The sequence below is a fragment of the Pseudomonas saxonica genome, assembly GCF_007858365.1.
Taxonomy (GTDB): domain Bacteria; phylum Pseudomonadota; class Gammaproteobacteria; order Pseudomonadales; family Pseudomonadaceae; genus Aquipseudomonas; species Aquipseudomonas saxonica.
In genome coordinates this window covers 78,060-100,693 of sequence record NZ_VFIO01000003.1, presented here as the reverse complement: position 1 = coordinate 100,693, position 22,634 = coordinate 78,060, and the positions used below count along the sequence as shown (strand labels likewise).

Below are 22,634 nucleotides of genomic sequence, written 5' to 3'. Positions count from 1 at the left end.
TTTAACCGGCGCTCACGCCATCGGCGCGAAACATGGCGCGAATCCCTCTCACGGCCTGACGAATGCGATCCTGGTTTTCAATCAGGGCAAAGCGCACGTGATCATCACCATATTCGCCAAATCCTACGCCGGGTGAGACACAGACCTTGGCCTCGGCGAGCAGTTTTTTGGCAAACTCCAGTGACCCCATGTGTGCATAGGCCTCTGGAATTTTGGCCCATACATACATGGACGCCTTAGGGTTCTCGACCATCCAGCCCAGTTCATGCAGTCCTTTGACCAACACGTTACGGCGCTGACGGTATTGTTCAGCAATATCCTTGACGCACTGCTGGTCGCCTTCCAGTGCCGCAATCGCCGCCACTTGCAGCGGGGTGAAAGTGCCGTAGTCGTGGTAACTCTTGATTCGTGCCAATGCGTTGACCAGCTCGGCGTTACCTACCATGAAGCCAATACGCCAGCCCGCCATGTTGTAGCTTTTCGACAGTGTGAAAAACTCCACCGCAATGTCTTTGGCGCCCGGTACTTGCATGATCGAAGGGGCTTTCCAGCCGTCATACACGATGTCCGCGTAGGCAAGGTCGTGCACCACCAGTACGTCGTACTGTTTGGCCAACGCCACCACGCGCTCGAAGAAATCCAGTTCGACGCACTGTGCTGTCGGGTTGGACGGGAACCCCAGAATCATCATTTTTGGCTTGGGGATCGAGCCGCGAATGGCTTTTTCCAGTTCGGCAAAGAAGTCGACGCCCGGGATCAGTGGCACTGAGCGTACTTGGGCGCCGGCAATCACGGCACCGTAGATATGAATGGGGTAGCTGGGGTTTGGCACCAGAACGGTGTCACCCTGGTCCAGAGTGGCCAGCATCAAATGCGCCAAACCTTCCTTGGAGCCAATGGTGACGATGGCTTCCTGTTCCGGATCAATGTCGACGTTGTATCGGTCGGCGTACCAACGAGAAATTGCTCGACGCAGGCGCGGTATGCCTCGTGAAGTGGAGTAGCCGTGAGTGTCCTCACGTTGTGCAACGGTGCAGAGTTTTTCGACAATATGCGGCGGTGTCGGACCGTCTGGGTTGCCCATGCTGAAGTCGATAATGTCCTCACCACGGCGGCGTGCGGCCATTTTCAGCTCGGCCGTAATATTGAAGACATAAGGGGGAAGTCGATCGATGCGCGCAAAGCGTCGCGGCGAACCTTGGTCTGCCATAAGTGCCTCTGATACGTAAGCGCCCGGAACCGTCCGAGCGACGCGACCACTGCGGTGGTCTCGGAAAACAATAAGGGCACTGATGGCGTTTTGTCTAGTCGCGAATGCGTCCCTGCGAACCAGCGGGTCAAGCACGCTTTAACTTGCGTGTTGATGTCCGCCCTGTGCGGGGGGCAGCCTGAAAACCAGGCGTCTTTCGCCGCGGTACGCTTCACCGCACTCAACCCAGCCCTGGCTCAGGTAAAAGGCCAGCGCGCAGGCGTTGAAGGGGCTGACTGAAAGCATCAGTTGGCGTATCTCGGGCCAGATTTGGCGAACCGACTCGGGGAGTGCGTGCAGGCAGATTTTACCCAACCCTCGCCCCTGGAATCGTTCGTCGACCTGGAGTGCATGCAACGTGGCGCTGTCAGCATCAGCCCAATGAGCCAGCAGTGGTTGACGCTTGAGCAGCAAAAAGGCGACGGGCCGATCATCGGCCAGCAAAACAAAAGCTGTAATTGCCGGATGACCTTGCCTTGGAAGAGCGTGCAGCGCGGATTCGACCGTACCGCAGAAAGCAATTTGTTCGGCATGAACCCTGACCTCATGCAATTGCACGCGTTGCTCGGGTGTCAGGAGATCGTAGGCACAGAGGCGGGTGTTCATGCGCAGGTTCTGTTGAGGTGCAATGGGAAGTCAGAGGCAAAGGACAGTGACGTTTGAAAGAACCGCTAGTGTCTACTCATATGGGGTTTAAATACAGATATTCCCCATCGGTCAGTCCAGGTTCTCTGAACGCAGACCACAAAAAGCCGCCTTGTTCATCAAGAACAAGGCGGCGGTTATCGAGGGTTCTCAAGTGTCTTGTTTGTTCTCTAGAACTTCACCCGTCGCTGCGTCGATTTTTACATCCCACTCGATATTTTTGCTGTCGCGCAGTTCAACTTCATAGACAAGTTTGCCCAGCTTTTTGTCCAGTTCAGTGTCGGTAATGGTTGCGCCGGGGTGTTGCTGAATAGCGATTTGATTGAGTTGTTCAAAGGGTTTGATTTGGCCCGATTTGAGCAAGTCCGGAATATGGTCAGGGCGCACATCGGCTTGAGCAACGCCGGCAGCCAGTGTCAATGTCATTGCGGCGAACAGTACGTTAAGTGCTTTCATGTTTGACCCTCTTGGGTAAGTTGTTTAAGTGGGTTCAGGTTAACCCTCGCAACTTAATTCATCCTTAATTTGTGGCCTTCGCATTTAATTTTCAAGAAGGTGTGCAGGTTGAGGCGGTGCGCCGTAACGGTTTAGCGGCGCCTCGCTGCCTGATCAATAGCCGTTTTGCTCCAGAACCTGTTTGACGGTCTGCGCGGTCACGCGCTGATAGTAGTTAAGTAATTCGCGGGGGCGGTTGGTGAAAATCCCATTTACGCCAGCGGTCATCGCCTTTTTGAAATCTACGGGCTCATCAAGGGTGTAAGCGTGCACCAGCAAGCCTCTTGCATGGGCAGTGGTGTTCATCCAGGGTTGAATCAGGTCGGAGTAACTCTGATCGCCTCCGTGGGTCAGAGCAGCGGAGGGGCCTGTGCCGATTGCACCGTTGGCCTTGGCGAAATCAAGCCATTGTGTGAACTCGGTTTTATCCTTGGGGTGCAGTGAGGCGTAATACGCTGCTTTGGTTTTTTCGCCGGAGTCCGCAAAGCTGACGCTCTTGTCAGGTGTCATCCCGCCGGCGCCCACCCAAAGAAGCAGCACTTTGGGTGTGTCAGGCATTTCTTTTTGGAGTAACTGAAGGCTGCTTTTGTCGAAGGTTTGCAGAATTACCTGTCCGGGGCGATCAGGTTGAGGAGGCAACAAACCACGCTGTGTCAGTTTGCGCTTGAGGTCGTGTTCTATCCCCGGGAACAGCTGCGGCTCTTTGGTTTCAATGTACAAACCGGGCGTGTGGCCAGGATTGCTTTGAGCGATATCGATTATTTCGTCCAGCGTCAGTATGGGCAGCCCAACGTAAGAGGGGCGTGCGCGATCCGGGTAGGCCTTGTTGAACCAACTGCCCGCATCCAGCGTTTTAAGTTCAGCCAGGGTAAATGCACTGGCGGGTTGGTTTTTGCGTGCCGGAAATTTATTTGCCACATCAGTGGTACGCAACAGGCTGTTGTCGTGGAGGGCAATAAGCTCACCGTCATGGGTGCGTTGCAGGTCCATTTCCAGATAGTCAGCGCCCAGATCTCGGGCGAGTGTGTAAGCCGCTGCTGTTGATTCCGGTGCATCGAACGATGCACCGCGATGGGCGATAACGGCAGGGTGCGCAATACCCTGCCTGCTTGCGATCAGTGCTGGCGGCGTGATGGTTTCGGTGGCGGCGTGTGCGCCGACCACCGCGAGTAACAGACAGGGCAGCAGGGCGCGTTTGGCAACGGTGACCGGCATTGGCGAGATCCTTGGCATTAGAAAAGTTGTGCAGTAGTCTGAACCCTTCAGCGTCCCCGGCAGAGGGAGGCGAGCCAAGTCTTGCGTGTTAACCATCGACCCTATTGCCTTCCGGGCTTGTCATTGAGGTTTACCATGCGCATCACTTCGCAATTAATCTGCCAGGCCGCAGATCTACTTAACGGCTTTGTTGGTTTCAATCGTAAGACAGCGCGGCATATTGTTCGTTTTAGCGAAGATTCTTTCGGAATGGACGTGGCAGATGACAGCATTACGCCCGCCCACGAGTTTGTCTGGCAGTCCGGCGAAGCAGATACCATGACCCTCAAGCGCGAGTTGATTCAGTTATTACTGGATCAACATGTCGATGACCGCCTGAACATTACTGAACCCCTGCGCGTGTATATGCAGCGTCAGGATGTGCCTGAAATCACTGCGGTACGCCGCTGTGTGAGTTGAGCGGCCGGTGGGGTTTAGCGTGTCAGGGGGCTTTGCGCACGAAGTGCTGATGCATTTCTGAGGTCAGGCTCTCGATCCGCTCGGTGAGCTGTTTGGTCATTTCGGTTAATCGAGTATTTTGCTCCAGCAATTCAATTATTTTTTCCGTGGTTTGTGCAGCGGCCGCTTGTCGCTCTGTATTGGCCACGGCCAGTGCTTCGCGGTGCTGGGCGTCGGCATCCGCCTGCGCTTTGTCCCTTGCCGCCTGGCGGGTTTGAGCAAGCAGTATCAGGGGGGCGGCATAAGCCGATTGCAGGCTGAAAGCCAGGTTCAGCAGGATGAAGGGGTAGATATCAAAGTGCGTCACGCCAAACAGGTTCAAACATACCCAGATCACCACGATCAGGGTTTGCGCCCCGAGGAAGGTGGGCGTGCCAAAAAAACGGGCAAAGGCCTCCGCTTTCAATGCAAAGGTGTCATTGCCAAATGTGGGGGCCAGATGCGCGTGGGCGCGATGAAAGCGCAAATGATCAACCTTTTTCCCTGCTTGGGCTGTAGCCGTTGTGTCAGCGCTGGAAGTGCTCATACGCTTTGATTCTCGCTTTATGTGCTTAAAGGATCTATCGGTGCTGAATCAAAAAGCAGGTCAGCGGCTCCGGTGCAGATCTTGTTACGACCTGTCTTCTTCGCGATGTACAACGCTTTGTCGGCTTCATTGAGCCACGCAGACGCGTCTTCATATTCAATTCGGTAGGACGCCAGGCCAACGCTCAGACTCACTCGCAATTCGGGTTCTGCGGCGTGCCTGAAGTCACAAAATACCTGGCTCACACGCTCCATTATTTCCTTGGCCTGTGACAGTGAGCGATTGGGCAGAATGACGCAAAACTCATCCCCGCCGTAGCGTCCGGCCAAGTCTTCAATGCGCAGGTTTTGCTGGAGTTCTGTGCTCAACTGGCACAGTACGCTGTCACCGACAAGATGCCCAAACGTGTCATTGATGTGTTTGAAATGGTCGATATCAATCAGTGCAAGTGTGGCGGTGGATTGGTTTTGCTGGCACTTTTGGAATTTCAGCTGCAACAGGTCTTTCCATGAACCGTGGTTCAGCAGGCCTGTCAGGCTGTCGGTACGGCTCAAGGCTCTGAGGGTGCTTTTGTGCTCTGCCAGTTTGATTGCCAGCCCGTAACTGACCATGCCGACTGAAAAGGGATAAAGGATCAGCACAGGCAGGCAGGCATAGACTTGAAGGTTAGAGGTGTGGGCGTTGAATGACGCACCAAAAAGCAGGCAGGAAACAAGAGCGCCGATGACTTGTGCCAATGCACCGCGCAGCAGTAGCTTCGGGCCTCCTGCGGCGACGTTATGCATCATCATCATCGATATGATGATGACGGTGAGAAGAGGATTAAACTGAATACTTGCTGCCCAAAAGCCCCCCCCCAGCGAGTCGACCAAAATATTACGGCGCTCAGCTTTGTAGGGATAGGCCGAACGGGTCGACAATTGATAGGCCAGGTGCGGCCATATAAAAGCATTCACCAGCAGAAGCGCCCACGTCCATATCGGGATGTCGAGCGGGTAGAGAAAAGGGATTAACGCGAGTCCGCCAAACCCTGAGCCAATGGCCCGAGGAGTATAGATCCGCCGTGCGAACGACAAGCCTTTGCCTCTTTGATTATCCATAGTTATCTGCGCAATATGTTTAGGCTCAAAGCCTGGCTATGACGACTACTGCACTAGCCCGGTGGAGTGAAATCACCATTGACGCTCCCGGGTGTTAAAAGCAAGCGCAATTATATTATTTCCGTCGAGGGGTAGTAGCCATATGCCATTTAGCACGTCAGACAATGATGGCTTTAAGCCTGCAAAGGAGCATCAAGGGCGCTTTCAAAATGAGCGAGTCATGCCCGCGTCCAGTCTTTTCAAGACCTTGGCTATCTTTTGGAAGTTGTTATTTCATAAGCCCGCCAATACCCGGCCAGCCGAGCCCATTCCTGTGCGGCCGTTAACCCGTCTAGAGCTTGAAGCGGCTGCGGATTACAGCGTTTATCGTCTTGGCCATTCAACAATATTGCTGAAATTCAATGGCAAGTTCTGGCTGACCGACCCGGTGTATGCCGAACGTGCCTCACCTTTTCAGTGGGCGGGGCCCAAGCGATTCCATGCTCCACCCATTAGTCTGGATGAGCTGCCCCCTTTGCATGCCGTGATTCTTTCGCACAACCATTATGACCATCTCGATCAAAAAACAGTTTTGCAGTTAGCGGGCAAAACCCGGCATTTTCTGGCGCCGCTGGGGGTGGGTGACCTGCTCGAGAAGTGGGGGGTGGCGAGTGAAAAAATTCAGCAATTAAACTGGTGGCAGGAGACGCAGTTAGACGGTATTCGCTTTATCGCGACGCCGAGCCAACACTTTTCGGGGCGAGGTCTGTTTGACCATAACCAGACCCTGTGGGTGTCTTGGGTGATAGTCATCAATGATGTGCGGATCTTTTTCAGTGGTGATTCAGGTTATTTCGACGGTTTCAAACAAATTGGTGAGCGTTTTGGACCCTTTGATCTGACCTTGATCGAAACGGGTGCCTACAACCTCGATTGGCCAGACGTACATATGCAGCCTGAGCAGAGTTTGCAGGCCCACATTGACCTCAAAGGCCGCTGGTTGCTGCCGATTCACAACGGCACCTTTGATTTGGCTTTTCATGCCTGGCATGAGCCATTTGATCGAATTGTGGCGTTGGCAGAGCAACGTAATGTGCTCATTACAACGCCACCGATGGGCGAGGCCTTCAACTTGCTACAGCCGCACAAGTGGCGTGCCTGGTGGTTTGATGCGCAAACCCGGACAGGCCCCTCGGTCAAGTAGGCGCACTGTTTAGTAGTGGGTGTTACTCGATCAGGGCGAAGTCTTCGCGGCCAATCGGGTCTGGGGTCGTCCCTCGAATATTACCGCCACGGCCAGGTGCGAACCCAGGAAAGAAGACCAGGCCTTGCGCTTCCAGGCTATATGCCAAAGCCAGGCGCGTGACATCGCGTATGGCTTCTCCGGCCTCAAAGCGCTGGATGGCAGCCACTGAAACTTTTGATTGCTGACTCAGTTGTTCGAGGGTCCAACCGAGCATTTCACGGGCTTGTGCGCAGTGCAGAGCAGTAAATTGATTGATGATGATGCGCTCGAATGTGCTGCGCATGGCTGAGTTGGGCATGGGGATTCTCCGGGCTGAGTCGATGCTTGAAAATACACTGTGTTTTTATACAGTTGTTTTCTGCGCTCATCAAACTCATTTTTCTGATCAGTGCTGAGGGAGAGTCATTGCCCGTGGCCCCGGTTCAAGCGGGGTGCCGTTGGAGTCAGGGTCTAAATTTTCGATTCATGTTTTCGATAAAACGCGTCCAATAAAAAAGGGCTGCCCGTAGGCAACCCTTTTTTAACGTCGGCGAACAGGCGAGTCAGGGATCAATCCCAGCTCAGTGCGCCGCCAGTCTGGTATTCGATAACCCGTGTCTCGAAGAAGTTTTTCTCTTTCTTCAAGTCCATGATTTCGCTCATCCATGGGAATGGGTTAGTGGTACCTGGATATTCTTCTTTCAGGCCGATTTGCGACAGGCGGCGGTTAGCGATGAACTTGAGGTAGTCCTCCATCATCGCAGCGTTCATGCCCAATACACCGCGTGGCATGGTGTCACGCGCGTATTCGATTTCCAGCTGGGTGCCTTGCAGGATCATCTGCGAAGCTTCTTCCTTCATTTCGGCGTCCCACAGGTGCGGGTTTTCGATTTTGATCTGGTTGATCACGTCGATGCCGAAGTTCAGGTGCATGGATTCGTCGCGCAGGATGTACTGGAACTGTTCTGCAACGCCGGTCATCTTGTTGCGACGACCCATAGAAAGGATCTGGGTAAACCCGCAGTAGAAGAAGATGCCTTCCAGCACGCAGTAGTAGGCAATCAGGTTGCGCAGCAACTCTTTGTCGGTTTCTACGGTGCCGGTTTCGAATTTTGGATCGGAGATTGAACGGGTGTACTTCAGGCCCCAGGTGGCTTTTTTAGCAACCGATGGAATCTCGTGGTACATGTTGAAGATCTCGCCTTCATCCATGGCCAGCGATTCGATGCAGTACTGGTAAGCGTGGGTGTGAATCGCCTCTTCGAACGCCTGGCGCAGGATGTACTGGCGGCATTCCGGGTTGGTAATCAGGCGGTACACGGCCAGTACCAGGTTGTTGGCAACCAGGGAGTCGGCTGTTGAGAAGAAGCCCAGGTTACGCATGACGATGCGTCGCTCGTCGTCCGTCAGGCCTTCCGGGTTTTTCCAGAGGGCGATATCGGCAGTCATGTTGACTTCTTGCGGCATCCAGTGGTTTGCGCAACCGTCGAGATACTTCTGCCAGGCCCAGTCGTACTTGAACGGGACCAACTGGTTAAGGTCGGCGCGGCAGTTGATCATCATCTTTTCGTCAACGGCTACACGGGCACTGGCGCCCTCAAGTTCAGCCAGACCTTCGGCGACGTCGAGGTTGTCCAGGGCGGCCTTGGCACGCTTGATTGCTTCAGAGTCGTTGGCAGTGACTGCACGAGCTTCCTGAGCCGCAACGCCACCAGCGGTGTCCAGGCGGTCCATGTTGGCTTCAGTGGCGTGGCCAGCGTTGGCGCCTTTAACGGCCACTTCGCCGTCTTCTTTGTCGAATTCGTCCCAGCTCAGCATGACGTGTCGTCTCCTGCGTGAGGGCCTGCGCCCGTGTGGTAACACTGAATGTTTGGTTGTCACACGGCCATAGGCCACTTGGATCTAAGAAATGTTGCTGCAGTAGCGATGTACGCACGCAAAAACATGAATTTATTCGGGGGCTGTCCCGCTGTCGCTAAGGGGATGCTGTGTGTGTTGCATCTCACCTCGGCCCACAAGGCCGGACGCGCGTGGCCTACAGCCCGCTCAAGGGATATTGCTGCCCCTTCGGAAGGCGCCAGTATACGGCTTTTGTACGGGGTATTTCAGCCAGTTTTTTTAGAGGCGATGCGACGAAATGCCCTAATTTCAAACATGCCTGCGGCAAGGCTGGGGCTTGGCAAGGTTTGGTCGGCAAAGTTTCAGGGCGTGGGGAAGGCGTCGCAGGGGGGAGGGCAGGAAGCAGGAGAGGGATGGAGCGGGTTTTACACCAAGGCAGACTAAGCCCGGCCTGAACCGGGCGATCAGTCGATGCGGTCTCAGCTTAAACGATGACCGTTCGTGCGGTCATAACCATCCTCTGCAAACTTGGCAGAGCGGGTGCTGTCGTAGCCATCCTCTGCAAACTTGGCAGAGCGGGTGCTGTCGTAGCCATCCTCTGCAAACTTGGCAGAGCGGGTGCTGTCGTAGCCATCCTCTGCAAACTTGGCAGAGCGGGTGCTGTCATAACCGTCCTCTGCAAACTTGGCAGAGCGAGTGCTGTCGTAGCCATCCTCTGCAAACGTGGCAGAGCGGGTTCTGTCGTAACCGTCTTCAACATAATGGGCATTGCGGGAGTATTCGGTACCGTCTTGTGAAACCGTCACGCGTTGTAAACTCTCGTAACCCTGAGCCGCGAAAGCGACACTTGCCAATACCGATATGCCAATGGCCAATACCAGTGAGCGATCCATTTGTCGATGTCCTGAGAAGGGGCGTTTAATAAAGAGTTCGCCCGAGTTAGTTATATAAAACTATTAATACCAGTGTGTAAGAGTGGCGTTAGCCGTTGGAGCAACCATTACCCATTACGCGGTATTCAAGGGTATGTTTCATGCCTTGGGAGTCTTCATAAACCATTTGCGCCGGTACCACTTCACAGACATTGGGGATTTCGCTCATGGAAATCACTTTGGCAATGTCCAGCTCCGAAGAGTAAGAGTAATGCTCTACAGCAGGTGGCTGGCTGGAAGCTTGAGTGCTAACTTCATCGGCCATGGCGGTAAAGCACACACTGCTGAGGGCCAGAACTAACAACGCTTTCATTTGATCAATACCTGTATTTTGGTCGAGTAAGGTCACGCAACCCTTGTGAGGCTGCGTGTAAAACTAAGTTAGGAAGAGCGACTAAACTTACCTTCGTGGGGGCAGTAACTTGTGTTAATCGCAGTGCCTTGGTTGGCGAAATGAATTTTATGCCTGTGCCGTACGGGTATATAGAGGGTCTTTTGATAAAGACTGTTGACGGTTTTTGCAACAATCAGGGCAGGCGACCGTTTGTCGCGTGTGTTTTTAAGGGCGGGCACAGAAGGGCAGGCAGCTGTAAGTCCCGTCCTTGAGCCGTCGCTACAAAAGCTATGGGTTTTCTAGCTGTTTCTTACTACCAACGTCGAATGGAAGTCGCGCCTAGGCCCGGCTACAACAAGGGAAAACAACAACTACAAACATTGAGGTATGAGACATGAGTGCCGCTTCCCTGTACCCCGTACGCCCGGATGTTGCCGCCAATACGCTGACCGACGAGGCGACTTACAAGGCGATGTATCAGCAATCTGTCGTTAACCCCGACGGGTTCTGGCGCGAGCAAGCCAAGCGTCTCGACTGGATCAAGCCGTTCACGACCGTCAAGCAAACCTCCTTTGACGACCATCATGTCGATATCAAATGGTTTGCAGACGGTACTCTCAACGTCTCCTACAACTGCCTGGATCGCCACCTCGCCGAGCGCGGTGATCAAATCGCAATCATCTGGGAGGGCGACGACCCTTCCGAGCAGCGCAATGTCACTTACCGTGAACTGCACGAAGAAGTGTGCAAGCTGGCCAACGCCTTGCGCGGGCAGGATGTGCACCGCGGCGACGTGGTGACGATCTATATGCCGATGGTGCCCGAAGCCGTGGTGGCCATGCTGGCCTGTACCCGCATCGGCGCCATTCATTCGGTAGTCTTTGGCGGCTTCTCGCCGGAAGCATTGGCTGGCCGGATCATTGACTGCAAATCCAAAGTGGTGATCACCGCCGACGAAGGTGTGCGGGGCGGCAAGCGCACAGCGCTCAAAGCCAACGTCGATGTGGCGTTGACCAACCCTGATACCTCAAGCGTGCAGAAAATCATCGTGTTCAAGCGTACCGGTGGTGACATTGCCTGGTACAAGCACCGCGACATCTGGTACCACGATTTGATGGCCGTGGCCTCGACGCATTGCGCCCCTAAAGAAATGGGCGCTGAAGAAGCCCTGTTTATCCTTTATACGTCCGGCTCCACGGGCAAGCCCAAAGGCGTACAGCACACCACTGGCGGCTACCTGCTTTATGCGGCGCTGACCCACGAGCGGGTTTTCGATTACCGTCCGGGCGAGGTGTTTTGGTGCACGGCTGACGTGGGCTGGGTGACCGGTCACACCTATATTGTTTATGGGCCGTTGGCCAACGGTGCCACCACGCTGCTGTTTGAAGGCGTGCCGAACTATCCGGACATCACCCGGGTGTCGAAAATCGTCGACAAACACAAGGTCAATATCCTCTATACCGCTCCAACGGCCATTCGCGCGATGATGGCCGAAGGTCAGGCTGCCGTTAAAGACGCTGACGGTTCCAGCTTGCGCTTGCTGGGTTCAGTGGGCGAACCGATCAACCCTGAGGCCTGGAACTGGTACTACACCACCGTGGGTAAAGAGCGTTGCCCGATCGTCGACACCTGGTGGCAGACCGAAACGGGCGCTTGCATGATGAGCCCGTTACCTGGCGCTCACGCACTAAAACCGGGTTCAGCGGCACGTCCGTTCTTCGGTGTAGTGCCGGGGCTTGTCGATAATCTGGGCAATCTGATTGAAGGCGCAGCTGAGGGTAATCTGGTCATTCTGGATTCATGGCCGGGTCAGGCGCGTACCTTGTATGGCGATCACGACCGCTTTGTCGACACCTACTTCAAGACTTTCCGCGGCATGTATTTCACCGGTGATGGCGCACGCCGTGACGAAGATGGCTACTACTGGATTACCGGTCGTGTGGATGACGTGCTGAACGTATCCGGCCACCGCATGGGCACGGCGGAAATCGAAAGCGCTATGGTGGCTCACCCTAAAGTTGCCGAGGCCGCGGTTGTCGGTGTGCCTCACGACATTAAAGGGCAGGGCATCTATGTTTACGTCACCCTTAACGGCGGCGAAGAGCCCACCGAAGCCTTGCGTCTTGAGTTGAAAAACTGGGTGCGCAAGGAAATCGGCCCGATTGCCTCGCCTGATGTCATTCAATGGGCGCCGGGCTTGCCAAAAACCCGCTCGGGTAAAATCATGCGCCGAATCCTGCGCAAGATTGCCACCGGTGAGTACGACGGTTTGGGTGATATTTCCACCTTGGCTGATCCGGGTGTGGTGCAGCACTTGATTGATACCCACAAAGGCATGAAGGTCGCATAGCGCGTTTTAATCTGATCAAGCCCCTCCCGGCGCAGCCTGGAGGGGCTTTTTATTGGGCTTTTTAACCGTTTTGAGCGCCTGGGCTGTTACCCGAAGGTGTAACCGACTGCCCCAATGTGTGGCCTTTGGACACCAAAAGCCCTGTTTTAGAGCGGTTTCAGGGGCGATACGGGATTAGATGAAACGCTACACTTGCCGGAATAGAAGGCTTTGCGAATAATAGGCCCGCTATTTGCAACTTGCCTAGGTTGTATGTTTTTTGCTCTTGCATGAATTTGAAGAGCTGTCAATTGCTAGAGTCGCCTTTCTCGGTGCATCTGTAATTTGTTGTCGCATTGAAGAAATAACGGCTTGAAGCCTGTCGTTAGAATGCCCCTCACTCGCTCGTCGTTGTTGTGCTGACCTCAGCAGAACGCCAGTAGGACGTGGCGCCGCATTCCCGGTTCAACCTCTGCATATTGGGCTCGCGCTCACTCTGCCTTTATTGCCCTTTACCGATGGAGTCCTAAGATGAAGAAACTCGTGCTTCTTGGCGCCTTGGCACTGTCCGTGCTGTCCCTGCAGGCTTTCGCAGATGAAAAACCACTGAAAATTGGTATCGAAGCAGCGTACCCTCCGTTTGCCTCCAAGGCGCCGGATGGCAGCATCGTTGGCTTCGACTACGACATCGGCAACGCTCTGTGTGAGCAGATGCAAGTCAAGTGTGTGTGGGTTGAGCAAGAATTCGACGGCCTGATTCCAGCACTCAAAGTGCGCAAGATCGACGCAATTCTGTCTTCGATGTCCATCACCGAAGACCGCAAGAAATCGGTCGACTTCACCACTCGTTACTACTTGACCCCAGCGCGTCTGGTGATGAAAGAAGGCACGGTCGTCAGCGACAGCCTTGACGAACTCAAAGGCAAGAAAATCGGCGTGCAGCGCGGTTCGATCCATGACCGTTTCGCCAAGGAAGTTCTGGCCCCTAAAGGCGCCACGGTTGTTCCTTACAGCTCGCAGAACGAAGTTTACCTGGACGTACAGGCGGGTCGCCTTGACGGCACAGTGGCCGACGCCACGTTGTTGCAAGACGGTTTCCTGAAAACCGACGCAGGCAAAGGCTATGCGTTTGTGGGCCCACAGTTCACCGACGTTAAATACTTCGGCGATGGCGTAGGTATCGCCGTTCGTAAAGGCGATGCACTTAAAGGCAAGATCGACGAAGCGATCACTGCCATACGTGCAAACGGCAAATACAAGCAAATTCAAGACAAGTATTTCGACTTCGATATTTACGGCGCTGACGCGAAGTAATTCATCGCTGCAATTTGTCTGAAATGGCGCAAGCAACAGAATTTCTGAAGTTTGCGCCATTTTTTCATCTTAATTTTCGAGCTAATTTTTCGAGGGCCGGAATCATGTTGAAAGGCTACGGGCCTGTCATCCTCGATGGTGCTTGGCTGACGCTTCAACTCGCCTTGTCGTCCATGGCTCTGGCCATTGTTCTAGGTCTGATCGGTGTCTCGTTGCGCCTGTCTCCGGTGCGCTGGCTGGCCTGGTTGGGTGATCTGTATTCAACGGTCATCCGCGGGATTCCCGATCTGGTACTGATCCTGTTGATTTTTTACGGTGGTCAAAACTTGCTTAACAACGTGGCGCCCATGCTGGGCCACGACGATTACATTGATCTGAATCCGCTGGCAGCTGGTATCGCCACATTGGGTTTTATTTTTGGTGCGTACCTCTCCGAGACTTTTCGCGGCGCCTTCATGGCCATCCCCAAGGGTCAGGCCGAAGCCGGCATGGCTTATGGCATGAGCAGCTTTCAAGTGTTTTTCCGGGTGTTGGTCCCGCAGATGATTCGCTTGGCGATCCCGGGTTTCACCAACAACTGGCTGGTATTGACCAAGGCCACAGCGCTGATTTCAGTGGTGGGTCTGCAAGACATGATGTTCAAGGCCAAGCAGGCAGCCGATGCCACGCGTGAGCCGTTCACATTCTTTCTGGCCGTCGCCGCGATGTACTTGGTGTTGACCAGTGTTTCGCTGCTGGCGTTGCGACAACTTGAGAAGCGCTACTCGGTAGGCGTAAAGGCGGCTGATCTATGATCTTCGACTACACCGTCATTTGGGACAGCATGCCGCTGTATCTGAGTGGTTTGCTGGAAACCCTCAAGCTGTTGGGGATTTCCCTGTTCTTCGGTCTATTGGTGGCGGTACCGCTGGGGCTGATGCGTGTCTCCAAACAGCCTTGGGTCAATTTTCCGGCTTGGCTTTACACCTATGTGATACGTGGCACGCCCATGCTGGTGCAGCTGTTTTTGGTTTATTACGGTCTGGCTCAGTTCGAAGCAGTGCGCGAGAGCTTTATGTGGCCCTTGCTGTCGAGTGCGACCTTTTGCGCGTGCCTGGCGTTTGCCATCAATACCAGCGCCTACACAGCCGAGATCATTGCCGGCAGCCTTAAGGCCACGCCGCATGGCGAGATTGAAGCCGCCAAGGCGATGGGCATGTCGCGTTCCAAAATGTACCGCCGTATTTTGCTGCCGTCGGCCATGCGCCGTGCGCTGCCGCAGTACAGCAACGAAGTGATCATGATGCTGCAAACCACCAGTCTGGCGTCTATCGTCACCCTGATCGACATCACGGGTGCGGCACGTACCGTCAATGCGCAGTACTACTTGCCATTTGAGGCCTACATCACGGCGGGTATTTTCTACCTGTGCCTGACCTTTATTCTGGTGCGCCTGTTCAAACTGGCCGAGCGCCGCTGGCTGGGCTATATGGCCCCGCGCAAGGCTTGACCCATGGAACGTATCGATCATGTATTGCCGTGGAGCAGCTTGGGCAGTGAGCGCCAGATCACGGTGTTTCGTTTCGGAGCTGGCGAACGCAAGGCTTATATTCAGGCCAGTTTGCATGCCGACGAGCTGCCGGGCATGCGTTGCGCTTGGGAGCTGAAAAAACGTCTCACTGAACTGGAGGCTCAAGGCTTCCTGAACGGTGTGATCGAGTTGGTGCCAGTGGCCAATCCTCTGGGCCTTGGACAACTGTTGCAAGGGAATCATCAGGGGCGCTTCGAGTGCGGCAGCGGCAAGAACTTCAACCGCGACTTCGTTGAGCTGAGTGAGCCTGTGGCCGCGAAGCTGGCAGGGCGCTTGGGTGATGACCCGCATGCCAATATTCGTATGATTCGTCAGGCGATGCTTGAAGTGCTGACGGGGTTGCCGGCGGCCACCACTCAATTGCAAGGGATGCAACGAGTGCTGCTGAGTCATGCCTGCAATGCCGATATTGTGCTGGACCTGCATTGCGATGCCGAGGCTGCGCTGCACATGTATGCATTGCCCCAGCATTGGCCCAAATGGCGCTCGCTGGCTGGGCATTTAAATATGCGTGTCGGGTTGCTGGCCGAAGATTCGGGTGGCAGTTCTTTTGATGAGGCGTGTTCTTTGCCATGGCTCAGATTGCAGCGTCAGTTTGGCGATGCACAGATACCTTTGGCGTGTATGGCTACCACCCTGGAGCTGGGCGGGCAGTCCGACACCGGGCGTGCGGAAGCACAAGCGTATGCCGAAGGCATTCTGGCGTTTCTCGCTGAGCAAGGCCTGATCACGGGCGAGTGGCCGAGCGCGCAGCATGAACCGTGCGAAGGCATGCCCTTTGAGGGCACTGAATTACTGTTTGCGCCGCACCCTGGTGTGGTGAGCTTTTTACGTCCGGCGGGCGCCTGGGTAGAAGCCGGCGAGCCGGTGTTTGAAGTGATTGATCCTTTATCCGACCGGGTCAGTACGGTATGCGCAGGTACGGCCGGCGTATTATTCGCCGTTGAGCGACTGCGTTATGCCCAACCCGGTTTCTGGCTGGCCAAAGTGGCGGGGCGCGAGCCTTTGCGTCACGGGCGCTTGCTCAACGACTGACTGTTTTTGTGAGAACCGACAGCATGTACAAACTTGAAGTCCAAGACCTGCATAAACGCTATGGCGCTCACGAAGTGCTCAAAGGCGTTTCACTGGCTGCCAAAGCTGGCGACGTGATCAGCATTATTGGTTCCAGCGGTTCTGGTAAAAGTACCTTTTTGCGCTGCATCAACCTGCTTGAACAGCCGCATGCTGGCAAGATCTTGCTCAATGGCGAAGAACTCAAACTGGTCGCCAACAAGGACGGCGGGCTCAAGGCCGCTGATCCCAAGCAACTGCAACGCATGCGTTCGCGCCTGTCGATGGTGTTCCAGCATTTCAACCTGTGGTCGCACATGACCGCGTTGGAAAACATCATGGAAGCGCCCGTGCATGTGTTGGGGATGTCTAAAGCCGATGCGAGGGAAAAGGCCGAGCATTACCTGAACAAGGTCGGTGTGTCTCATCGCAAGGACGCTTACCCCGGTCATATGTCTGGGGGTGAGCAGCAGCGTGTGGCCATCGCCCGGGCGTTGGCAATGGAGCCTGAAGTCATGCTGTTTGACGAGCCGACATCAGCGCTCGACCCTGAGTTGGTAGGTGATGTACTGAAGGTCATGCAGGATCTGGCGCTGGAGGGCCGCACCATGGTGGTGGTTACCCACGAAATGGGCTTTGCCCGTGAAGTGTCTAACCAGTTGGTGTTCCTGCACAAAGGTATCGTTGAAGAAAGCGGCAACCCGCGCGAAGTGCTGGTTAATCCGCAATGCGAGCGTTTGCAGCAGTTTCTGTCGGGCAGCTTGAAGTAGTTAATTTTAAGACTGCCGCTATGCACTCATATAGGGCATGCTTCGTTTCGCGCGAAACATGCCTGGCGCCTTTGTTTTTAATCCTGTTTTCGTTCCGGATAGCACGCTATGACCGCCCATCGAATTGGTTTTCTCATTTGGCCCAGCACCAAAGCCTTGACTCTGGCGCTGGCTGAGGAAGCCTTGCGTGTTGCTCAGCGCGTGCATCCCGAAGTCGTTTATGAATTGTCGTTTTTGCAGGCTGAGGCTCCCGCCGAGGGCGCCTGGCAACTGCCCGGCGAGCCTTGGGCTGGCAAGCTTGAAGGTTACCAAAAGCTGTTTTTGCTGGCGGATGAGCCGCCAATCGCCATCGCTCCGGCCTTGAGCAGCGCACTCAAGCAATTGGTACGTGCCGGATGTGTGATCGGAGGGCTGTCTGCCGGGGTTTACCCACTGGCGCAATTGGGGTTGCTCGATGGTTATCGTGCGGCAGTGCATTGGCGTTGGCAGGATGACTTCGCCGAGCGCTTTCCCAAGGTGATCGCCACCAGCCATTTATTTGACTGGGATCGCGACCGCTTGAGCGCATGCGGTGGGTTGTCGGTGCTGGATCTGCTACTGGCTGTTTTAGCCCGTGACCACGGTGCAGAGCTTGCCGGTGCCGTGTCCGAAGAGCTGGTGGTGGAGCGAATTCGCGAAGGCGGTGAGCGTCAGCGTATTCCGCTGCAAAATCGTCTGGGCTCCAGCCACCCCAAGCTGACCCAAGCGGTATTGCTGATGGAAGCCAACATCGAAGAACCGCTGACTACCGATGAAATCGCCCAGCATGTGTGCGTATCTCGCCGGCAGTTGGAGCGTATTTTCAAGCAGTACCTCAATCGTGTGCCGAGTCAGTATTATCTGGAACTGCGTCTGAACAAGGCCCGGCAAATGCTGATGCAAACCAGCAAGTCGATCATTCAGATCGGCCTGTCCTGCGGTTTTTCGTCAGGGCCGCATTTCTCCAGCGCTTACCGCAACTTCTTTGGCGCCACGCCTCGAGAAGATCGCAATCAGCGGCGCAGCAGCAGCCCTTTCGAATTGTCCTCGGCGCCCGCCGAGCGCGGTTGATGGTTACTCCTCTGCATCGCTAATGACGACAGGCTCTTCACCAGGCGGAGCCTCAAGCTCGACACTCATGTCAATGCCGGTTTGATTGAAGTAGTCGCGAACACGACCCAGGCTCTCATGTGAGAGGGGGTTGTCTTCCAGGTCGAGCGCCTCGGTGATGTAGGTCGGGGCAATGAAAAGATCGTCCGGCAACTCTCTGATCAGGTTCTCGCTCAAGTCGATGACTTCCAGCTCGGACAGGCCAAGCAGCGAGCTCGGGAACTCGCTTATCTCCGTATTGCGTAAATGCAGCGTGCTCAGGTTGGGCATGTTGCTGAAGTCAGGCGTGATAATGAGTGGGTTATGGTCCAGATCGATGTATTCCAGGTGCTCAAGCCCGGCCAGGCCTGCTGCGCTTTCGGGCGTCAAGGTAATCGCGCTGCCCTCCAGGCGTAACTCCGTCAGGTCCGGCATCGAAAAAATAGCCTCAGGCAGAAGATCGAGTTCAAAGCCCTGAAGCTGCAACACACGCAATCTGGGGAAGCGTAGAAGAAACTCGTTTACCCCGACCACCGGCCCCAATCCGCTCAAAGACAGATAAGTGACGTGATTGAAGTCGGCACTGATCTGCGGCATATCTTCCACGATCGTCCGTACAACCGTGAGTTCGAAGCCATCGCGGTTCGGGTCTGCGTAATGGTTGTCAAAGGCCGTTTGCCGGCGCCAGCATCTTTCTAGCTCCCTGCTAAATGCCCGCCGGTCTTGAACGCTTGCCACTCTTGAATTGGGCGAGATCATCTCGCCTGTTCGCTGGTTCACTGAAGGGGCATTGAGCGTCCAGAGTTCCAGATCATCGCGCAACGCTTGCAACTCAGTACGTAAACCGTCAAGCACCGGTTGAGCCAGTTCTTCAGTAGCGGGAAAGCTGGCCATGACGCGTGCTCTTTCTCGAGCGTTGAGGCTGGGGTAGAGCTGTTGCACTTGGCGCTCTATGTTTGAAAAGGGACGTTGCGGCGCATCAGCCCCCAGCAGAGGATAACTGGCACGGCCATGTGCCAGTTGCATTGCCGATTTGAAGTCTTGCGCAACCGGCGGCTGCTCCAGATACAGCCTGACGGGCAGGCGTGGCAATAAGGGCTGCTTGCGTACTGCGCTTTTTAGCTCGCTGCCAAGACCTACATGGGGAAAGCCCAGTTCATTGCGTTCCTGGTCGGGCAAGGCGTGCAGCAGGGCGCTGTATAAATCGTCCGGGCCGTGCAGTTCAAGGTTGAGATTGTCGCGCGCGCGGTAAAGGTTTCCGGACTTGATCAACACCTTGCGAATCGGCGCGGCTTCGTCGCCAAGGCTATTAAGCAACGGGCCTTCAAAGTCCTCGTCGCGGATCTCAAGGCGCACGGCTTTGGACCAGCCGGGCAGGGTCTCAATCGTTTTAAGGGTCAGCCACTCACTGTCAGGATCGTTGACGCAATCCAGGTACAAACCTTCATAGGCCCGGCAGACTCTGGACTCCATGACCTGCCACCGCGCTTCTTCTTGCAGGCGTATGGGAATGGTTTTGTGATTGAGCAGTTCCAATACCTCATCGCCCCGGGCGTGCCAGATCAGTTCGTGTGCCGCAGTACTGGAAAGGCCCGGGAAGGCTTTTTGCAATAGTGCTGATTGCGCAGTGCCGCGCAACTGCACAGTGGTGTAGCGCGAATTGAACAGCTGTACCCGCTTGCGGCGAGCCTCACGCGCCAAGTTGCTGCAGAGCTTGTCAATTTTGACCTGAAGGTTGGGCAGCTCATCACCGAAAGCTGGGCTTTCTCCCAGTAATAGACGGCTCTCTGATTCGTTCAGCTCCTCAAGCACGGTGCTCAGTAATTCGCCTTCCTTGATTTGCGATTCAAAGATGTGGACGTAAGAGGCGCTTGCAGTATCCGGAGGGTATTGAACAATCACCCACCCCTCTTGATCCAGTACCCTTAAACCTTTGGATGCTGACCAGTGCTCATTGTCGATGAGCAGTTGTAATTGAGTGTAGGGGTCAGCATTGAGGCGTACGGCCCGGTCCGGGCTTTCCATTTGGGCAATAAACTGTTCAATGTCTTTATCGATTTTGAAGCGCTGCACGGTATCGGCCAATTGGGCCGGAGCAGGAAGGGCGTTGTCGTGGATGCTGCGCAAGACGGCAGTATCCGTGCGGGAAATGGCTAAAATATTGGCAGCTTCTTCTTCGGAAAACTCGGCATATGACGGGCCAAGGCGTCTGAAAAGTTGCGCATCAGTCCACTGCAGAGGCGTTTCCGTTTCTCTCAACCACGCTCCGCTACCGTTATGCCTCAGCCGAGGGGAGTAAGTCTGGGGTCGTACAGGATGTTTTATTCGGTACTGGGGAGGGCGGCCACCTTCTTGCACTTGATAGGTGGTGTTGTCGACGGTTAAGAACTCTGAATCGTTGTAACGATGCAGTCCCTTGCTGTTGGGTTGCAGAGTGGCGGGTGGTCGGGTGGGATGTTCATAAGGTTTGAGATCCGCATGCCATAAGCGGGTAACGCCGTCGTTGCTTTGAACAGGTTTCAGGTGTTGCACGAACGTGGAGGATTTGGGCAGCAGGTCGCCGATTATTTTAGCGCCCACCGCGAACAGCCCAATTTGGACGGCGCTTTCCAGTATTGAAAACATATGTTCATAGGCTTCGAGCGCTTTGCCCTCTACCCAGTCGTGAACGCCTTCATAAACGTCATCCAGTAATTGATAAGCCATTTGCAGCAGCATTATTTCGCCAATGACGGGGACAAAAGGTGCGACCACAAACAGGGCAGCATTGAACAGCGCCGTACCAATCCGCTTAATGCGGTCCCATCGGTCTTGCCGGGTTTTGCGGTCTTCGGCATCAGTCGAAACGGCCAGTGTTTTGGCATCCGTGAATATTTTCGCCAGCTTTTTGCTGTAAAGGGTTTCCCATACATCGTCCACCACGCGGGACGTTGAATACGCCAGTGATGGATCACTGATCGGGACGAGCTCTTCGACGAAGCCAAAATCTCGTAGCGCAACATCAGGGGCGTTCGGTTTGTCGATGATCACGTTGAAGTAGGTGTATTTGAGTGCCGAAAAAAACGCAGCCAATTGAGCGTGATCCACGAGTCGGCTAATAAATTGCTGGTAGGCCACAGACTTCAAGCGGGTTGTCAGGTGCTCGATAAAACTGCCAATCGACACATACTCCTTGATCGGATGCAGGGGGTCATTGGGTATCGACACCACAATGGACCGCTGATGGTCGGGTATAAAAATAAGTACCCCGTCTACAGCCATCGAAAATAAAGAAAAAGTATAGGTTTTCCAGTCCTGGTTCAGGTTCGAAATAAAAGCCGTTAGGGAGGCATGGGTGGTAGTCGCAGTCTGCTGTGTCAGAAATCCATGCGCCAAATCGGCCTTCAGGTTTGCAATATGGCTATCGCGTATTTTTTGTTTAAGCCGTAATTGTTTAGCTCGATCATTAAGCCCTAACAGTTCTTTGAGGTAAGCCTTGTAACGCGCCCCAAGGTCGAGTGTGCGGCATAAAAGGATAAACCCGGAGACGGGCATTTTTTGGGTTATATCATCGCGTGCCGCAAAGCGCCCCAGCTCATCCGGACGGCTGATAAACCCTGATTCGGGTAGGTAGGCATTGGGCAAGCTTTCAGCGAGTTCGAAATTGTGCAGGGCCGCTTGAAGTAGCGAGACCCGCCAAGTGTGGGCGCCGCTGTCGGGAACACCAACGATGGGCAGGGTAGGGGCCACATACAGGTTGATAAAAATATCATTCACATTCAAATCAAGCCCGTAGTCAGCCTGGATATATTGCTTGAGCAAAGGTTCGGCAAACGCGAGTACGTCCAGACTGTTGGTCAGTTCTGCTTCGAGGTTCTGATGGGCAATCTGGCGCTGATGCAGTACTTTTTTGAAGTCGTTATTTTGCGTGGAAGTAATATTTTTCAATGAGGTATGGAGTGTTGGGTTGGTTTTTTTTAAATCGCTTAAAGTGTGTGAGGGTAATGATAGTGCCCAGGAGGGGAGCGCATTTTTAATAAGGTTGAAGTGGGCAAATTTTTGGATAGGGTTGGCCGGGTTGGCAATGACAGAGTGTGGCGTGTTCATGATGATGTTCTACAGAGATAAAGGTGTTGTAAGTTTAGAGTAGAGGGCCGGCTTGATAAGTTGAATGTGTAATTGGGTTTATATACATATGTAGTTTAATTGGTTAAATATATTCATTGGTTACAACAAGTGCGGGGGCAATTCCCGCTAAGTAAACCGCTGCCCTGCGAGCGCAGTGGGTCCTGAATCAGTGCTTGTGAGCGGTAGGGCAACCTCAATGACGAGCGCGCATGGGCAGTAGCGGGTTGTCTTGGGGAAAATCAATTTGGTTTTACACTGCCGAACAAGAGGCGCAGCGTTTAAACTGCGCCTTTGTGACGGAATATGTCGCATTGTCGAAAACCTTCGAAAAATGGGTTGAGCGTTAT

General features: G+C 54.4%; 20 protein-coding genes. 9 read left to right on the top strand and 11 right to left on the bottom strand.

The genetic code is table 11. The features are described from left to right. Position 1: 1 nt before the first annotated feature. From alaC to FJD38_RS10155, 4 genes are all read right to left on the bottom strand, one after another. A complete protein-coding gene (alaC, locus tag FJD38_RS10170) occupies positions 2-1,210 on the bottom strand; it encodes an alanine transaminase (RefSeq protein WP_122783423.1) in 1,209 nt (402 codons plus the stop codon). Positions 1,211-1,348: 138 nt separating this feature from the next. After that, positions 1,349-1,855, bottom strand: a complete 507-nt coding sequence (locus FJD38_RS10165; protein WP_146385191.1) for a GNAT family N-acetyltransferase — start codon at positions 1,853-1,855, stop codon at positions 1,349-1,351. A gap of 189 nt (positions 1,856-2,044) precedes the next feature. Next, on the bottom strand, positions 2,045-2,350 hold the full coding sequence (locus FJD38_RS10160; RefSeq protein WP_146385189.1) for a PepSY domain-containing protein: 306 nt from the start codon (positions 2,348-2,350) through the stop codon (positions 2,045-2,047). 153 nt (positions 2,351-2,503) lie between these two features. Then, positions 2,504-3,604, bottom strand: coding sequence for a glycerophosphodiester phosphodiesterase (locus FJD38_RS10155; RefSeq protein WP_146385187.1), 1,101 nt, complete (start codon positions 3,602-3,604; stop codon positions 2,504-2,506). A gap of 135 nt (positions 3,605-3,739) precedes the next feature. On the opposite strand from FJD38_RS10155, the gene FJD38_RS10150 reads away from it, so the two are divergent. Then, positions 3,740-4,063 carry a DUF2025 family protein gene (locus FJD38_RS10150; protein WP_146385186.1) on the top strand — a complete coding sequence of 108 codons (324 nt, stop codon included), beginning with the start codon at positions 3,740-3,742 and terminating at the stop codon, positions 4,061-4,063. A 22-nt stretch (positions 4,064-4,085) separates the two neighbouring features. Here FJD38_RS10150 and FJD38_RS10145 read toward each other — a convergent pair whose 3' ends face one another. Both FJD38_RS10145 and FJD38_RS10140 read right to left on the bottom strand, forming a co-directional pair. Then, positions 4,086-4,628 (bottom strand): DUF1003 domain-containing protein, encoded by a 543-nt coding sequence (locus FJD38_RS10145; protein WP_122783418.1) that lies wholly within the window; start codon positions 4,626-4,628, stop codon positions 4,086-4,088. 17 nt (positions 4,629-4,645) lie between these two features. After that, positions 4,646-5,728: a diguanylate cyclase gene (locus tag FJD38_RS10140; protein WP_146385184.1), complete on the bottom strand. Its 1,083-nt coding sequence runs from the start codon at positions 5,726-5,728 to the stop codon at positions 4,646-4,648. Between the two features lie 142 nt (positions 5,729-5,870). Here FJD38_RS10140 and FJD38_RS10135 point away from each other — a divergent pair, with 142 nt between their 5' ends. Continuing rightward, positions 5,871-6,911 (top strand): MBL fold metallo-hydrolase, encoded by a 1,041-nt coding sequence (locus FJD38_RS10135; RefSeq protein WP_146385182.1) that lies wholly within the window; start codon positions 5,871-5,873, stop codon positions 6,909-6,911. A 22-nt stretch (positions 6,912-6,933) separates the two neighbouring features. Here FJD38_RS10135 and FJD38_RS10130 read toward each other — a convergent pair whose 3' ends face one another. The 4 genes from FJD38_RS10130 to FJD38_RS10115 all read right to left on the bottom strand — a co-directional run bounded on the left by FJD38_RS10130 (position 6,934) and on the right by FJD38_RS10115 (position 10,016). After that, a complete protein-coding gene (locus FJD38_RS10130; protein ID WP_122783415.1) occupies positions 6,934-7,251 on the bottom strand; it encodes a helix-turn-helix domain-containing protein in 318 nt (105 codons plus the stop codon). Positions 7,252-7,502: 251 nt separating this feature from the next. Further along, positions 7,503-8,750: a ribonucleotide-diphosphate reductase subunit beta gene (locus FJD38_RS10125; RefSeq protein ID WP_146385180.1), complete on the bottom strand. Its 1,248-nt coding sequence runs from the start codon at positions 8,748-8,750 to the stop codon at positions 7,503-7,505. A gap of 500 nt (positions 8,751-9,250) precedes the next feature. Next, positions 9,251-9,664, bottom strand: a complete 414-nt coding sequence (locus FJD38_RS10120; protein WP_146385178.1) for a heme utilization protein — start codon at positions 9,662-9,664, stop codon at positions 9,251-9,253. 88 nt (positions 9,665-9,752) lie between these two features. Further along, a complete protein-coding gene (locus FJD38_RS10115; RefSeq protein ID WP_122783411.1) occupies positions 9,753-10,016 on the bottom strand; it encodes a DUF2790 domain-containing protein in 264 nt (87 codons plus the stop codon). Between the two features lie 415 nt (positions 10,017-10,431). Between FJD38_RS10115 and acs the strand changes: the two genes are divergently transcribed. From acs to argR, 7 genes are all read left to right on the top strand, one after another. Next, positions 10,432-12,387, top strand: coding sequence for an acetate--CoA ligase (gene acs, locus FJD38_RS10110; RefSeq protein WP_122783410.1), 1,956 nt, complete (start codon positions 10,432-10,434; stop codon positions 12,385-12,387). A gap of 510 nt (positions 12,388-12,897) precedes the next feature. After that, a complete protein-coding gene (locus tag FJD38_RS10105; RefSeq protein ID WP_122783409.1) occupies positions 12,898-13,680 on the top strand; it encodes an ABC transporter substrate-binding protein in 783 nt (260 codons plus the stop codon). Between the two features lie 104 nt (positions 13,681-13,784). Next, a complete protein-coding gene (locus tag FJD38_RS10100) occupies positions 13,785-14,474 on the top strand; it encodes an ABC transporter permease (protein WP_122783408.1) in 690 nt (229 codons plus the stop codon). After that, positions 14,471-15,169: an ABC transporter permease gene (locus tag FJD38_RS10095; protein WP_122783407.1), complete on the top strand. Its 699-nt coding sequence runs from the start codon at positions 14,471-14,473 to the stop codon at positions 15,167-15,169. The genes FJD38_RS10100 and FJD38_RS10095 overlap by 4 nt, the downstream gene beginning before the upstream one ends. Positions 15,170-15,172: 3 nt before the next feature. Continuing rightward, on the top strand, positions 15,173-16,285 hold the full coding sequence (locus FJD38_RS10090; protein WP_122783406.1) for a succinylglutamate desuccinylase/aspartoacylase family protein: 1,113 nt from the start codon (positions 15,173-15,175) through the stop codon (positions 16,283-16,285). 23 nt (positions 16,286-16,308) lie between these two features. Continuing rightward, the gene (locus FJD38_RS10085) at positions 16,309-17,073 is read left to right on the top strand and encodes an ABC transporter ATP-binding protein (protein ID WP_122783405.1); all 765 of its coding nucleotides are present in this window, start codon (positions 16,309-16,311) and stop codon (positions 17,071-17,073) included. 108 nt (positions 17,074-17,181) lie between these two features. Then, positions 17,182-18,162: a transcriptional regulator ArgR gene (gene argR, locus FJD38_RS10080; protein WP_122783404.1), complete on the top strand. Its 981-nt coding sequence runs from the start codon at positions 17,182-17,184 to the stop codon at positions 18,160-18,162. Positions 18,163-18,165: 3 nt separating this feature from the next. On the opposite strand, the gene FJD38_RS10075 is transcribed toward argR, so the two are convergent. Continuing rightward, complete coding sequence (locus tag FJD38_RS10075; protein ID WP_146385176.1) at positions 18,166-22,107, bottom strand: leucine-rich repeat domain-containing protein; 3,942 nt, start codon at positions 22,105-22,107, stop codon at positions 18,166-18,168. Between the last annotated feature and the right edge of the window lie 527 nt (positions 22,108-22,634).

Bases quoted from the DNA above. Each gene is read 5' to 3' on its own strand.
- FJD38_RS10150 (WP_146385186.1), top strand. From the start codon at position 3,740: ATGCGCATCACTTCGCAATTAATCTGCCAGGCCGCAGATCTACTTAAC.
- FJD38_RS10160 (WP_146385189.1), bottom strand. From the start codon at position 2,350: ATGAAAGCACTTAACGTACTGTTCGCCGCAATGACATTGACACTGGCT.
- FJD38_RS10155 (WP_146385187.1), bottom strand. From the start codon at position 3,604: ATGCCGGTCACCGTTGCCAAACGCGCCCTGCTGCCCTGTCTGTTACTC.
- FJD38_RS10105 (WP_122783409.1), top strand. From the start codon at position 12,898: ATGAAGAAACTCGTGCTTCTTGGCGCCTTGGCACTGTCCGTGCTGTCC.
- FJD38_RS10085 (WP_122783405.1), top strand. From the start codon at position 16,309: ATGTACAAACTTGAAGTCCAAGACCTGCATAAACGCTATGGCGCTCAC.
- FJD38_RS10100 (WP_122783408.1), top strand. From the start codon at position 13,785: ATGTTGAAAGGCTACGGGCCTGTCATCCTCGATGGTGCTTGGCTGACG.
- FJD38_RS10145 (WP_122783418.1), bottom strand. From the start codon at position 4,628: ATGAGCACTTCCAGCGCTGACACAACGGCTACAGCCCAAGCAGGGAAA.
- FJD38_RS10135 (WP_146385182.1), top strand. From the start codon at position 5,871: ATGCCATTTAGCACGTCAGACAATGATGGCTTTAAGCCTGCAAAGGAG.
- FJD38_RS10130 (WP_122783415.1), bottom strand. From the start codon at position 7,251: ATGCCCAACTCAGCCATGCGCAGCACATTCGAGCGCATCATCATCAAT.
- FJD38_RS10095 (WP_122783407.1), top strand. From the start codon at position 14,471: ATGATCTTCGACTACACCGTCATTTGGGACAGCATGCCGCTGTATCTG.
- FJD38_RS10140 (WP_146385184.1), bottom strand. From the start codon at position 5,728: ATGGATAATCAAAGAGGCAAAGGCTTGTCGTTCGCACGGCGGATCTAT.
- FJD38_RS10120 (WP_146385178.1), bottom strand. From the start codon at position 9,664: ATGGATCGCTCACTGGTATTGGCCATTGGCATATCGGTATTGGCAAGT.
- argR (WP_122783404.1), top strand. From the start codon at position 17,182: ATGACCGCCCATCGAATTGGTTTTCTCATTTGGCCCAGCACCAAAGCC.
- FJD38_RS10125 (WP_146385180.1), bottom strand. From the start codon at position 8,750: ATGCTGAGCTGGGACGAATTCGACAAAGAAGACGGCGAAGTGGCCGTT.
- FJD38_RS10090 (WP_122783406.1), top strand. From the start codon at position 15,173: ATGGAACGTATCGATCATGTATTGCCGTGGAGCAGCTTGGGCAGTGAG.
- alaC (WP_122783423.1), bottom strand. From the start codon at position 1,210: ATGGCAGACCAAGGTTCGCCGCGACGCTTTGCGCGCATCGATCGACTT.
- acs (WP_122783410.1), top strand. From the start codon at position 10,432: ATGAGTGCCGCTTCCCTGTACCCCGTACGCCCGGATGTTGCCGCCAAT.
- FJD38_RS10115 (WP_122783411.1), bottom strand. From the start codon at position 10,016: ATGAAAGCGTTGTTAGTTCTGGCCCTCAGCAGTGTGTGCTTTACCGCC.
- FJD38_RS10165 (WP_146385191.1), bottom strand. From the start codon at position 1,855: ATGAACACCCGCCTCTGTGCCTACGATCTCCTGACACCCGAGCAACGC.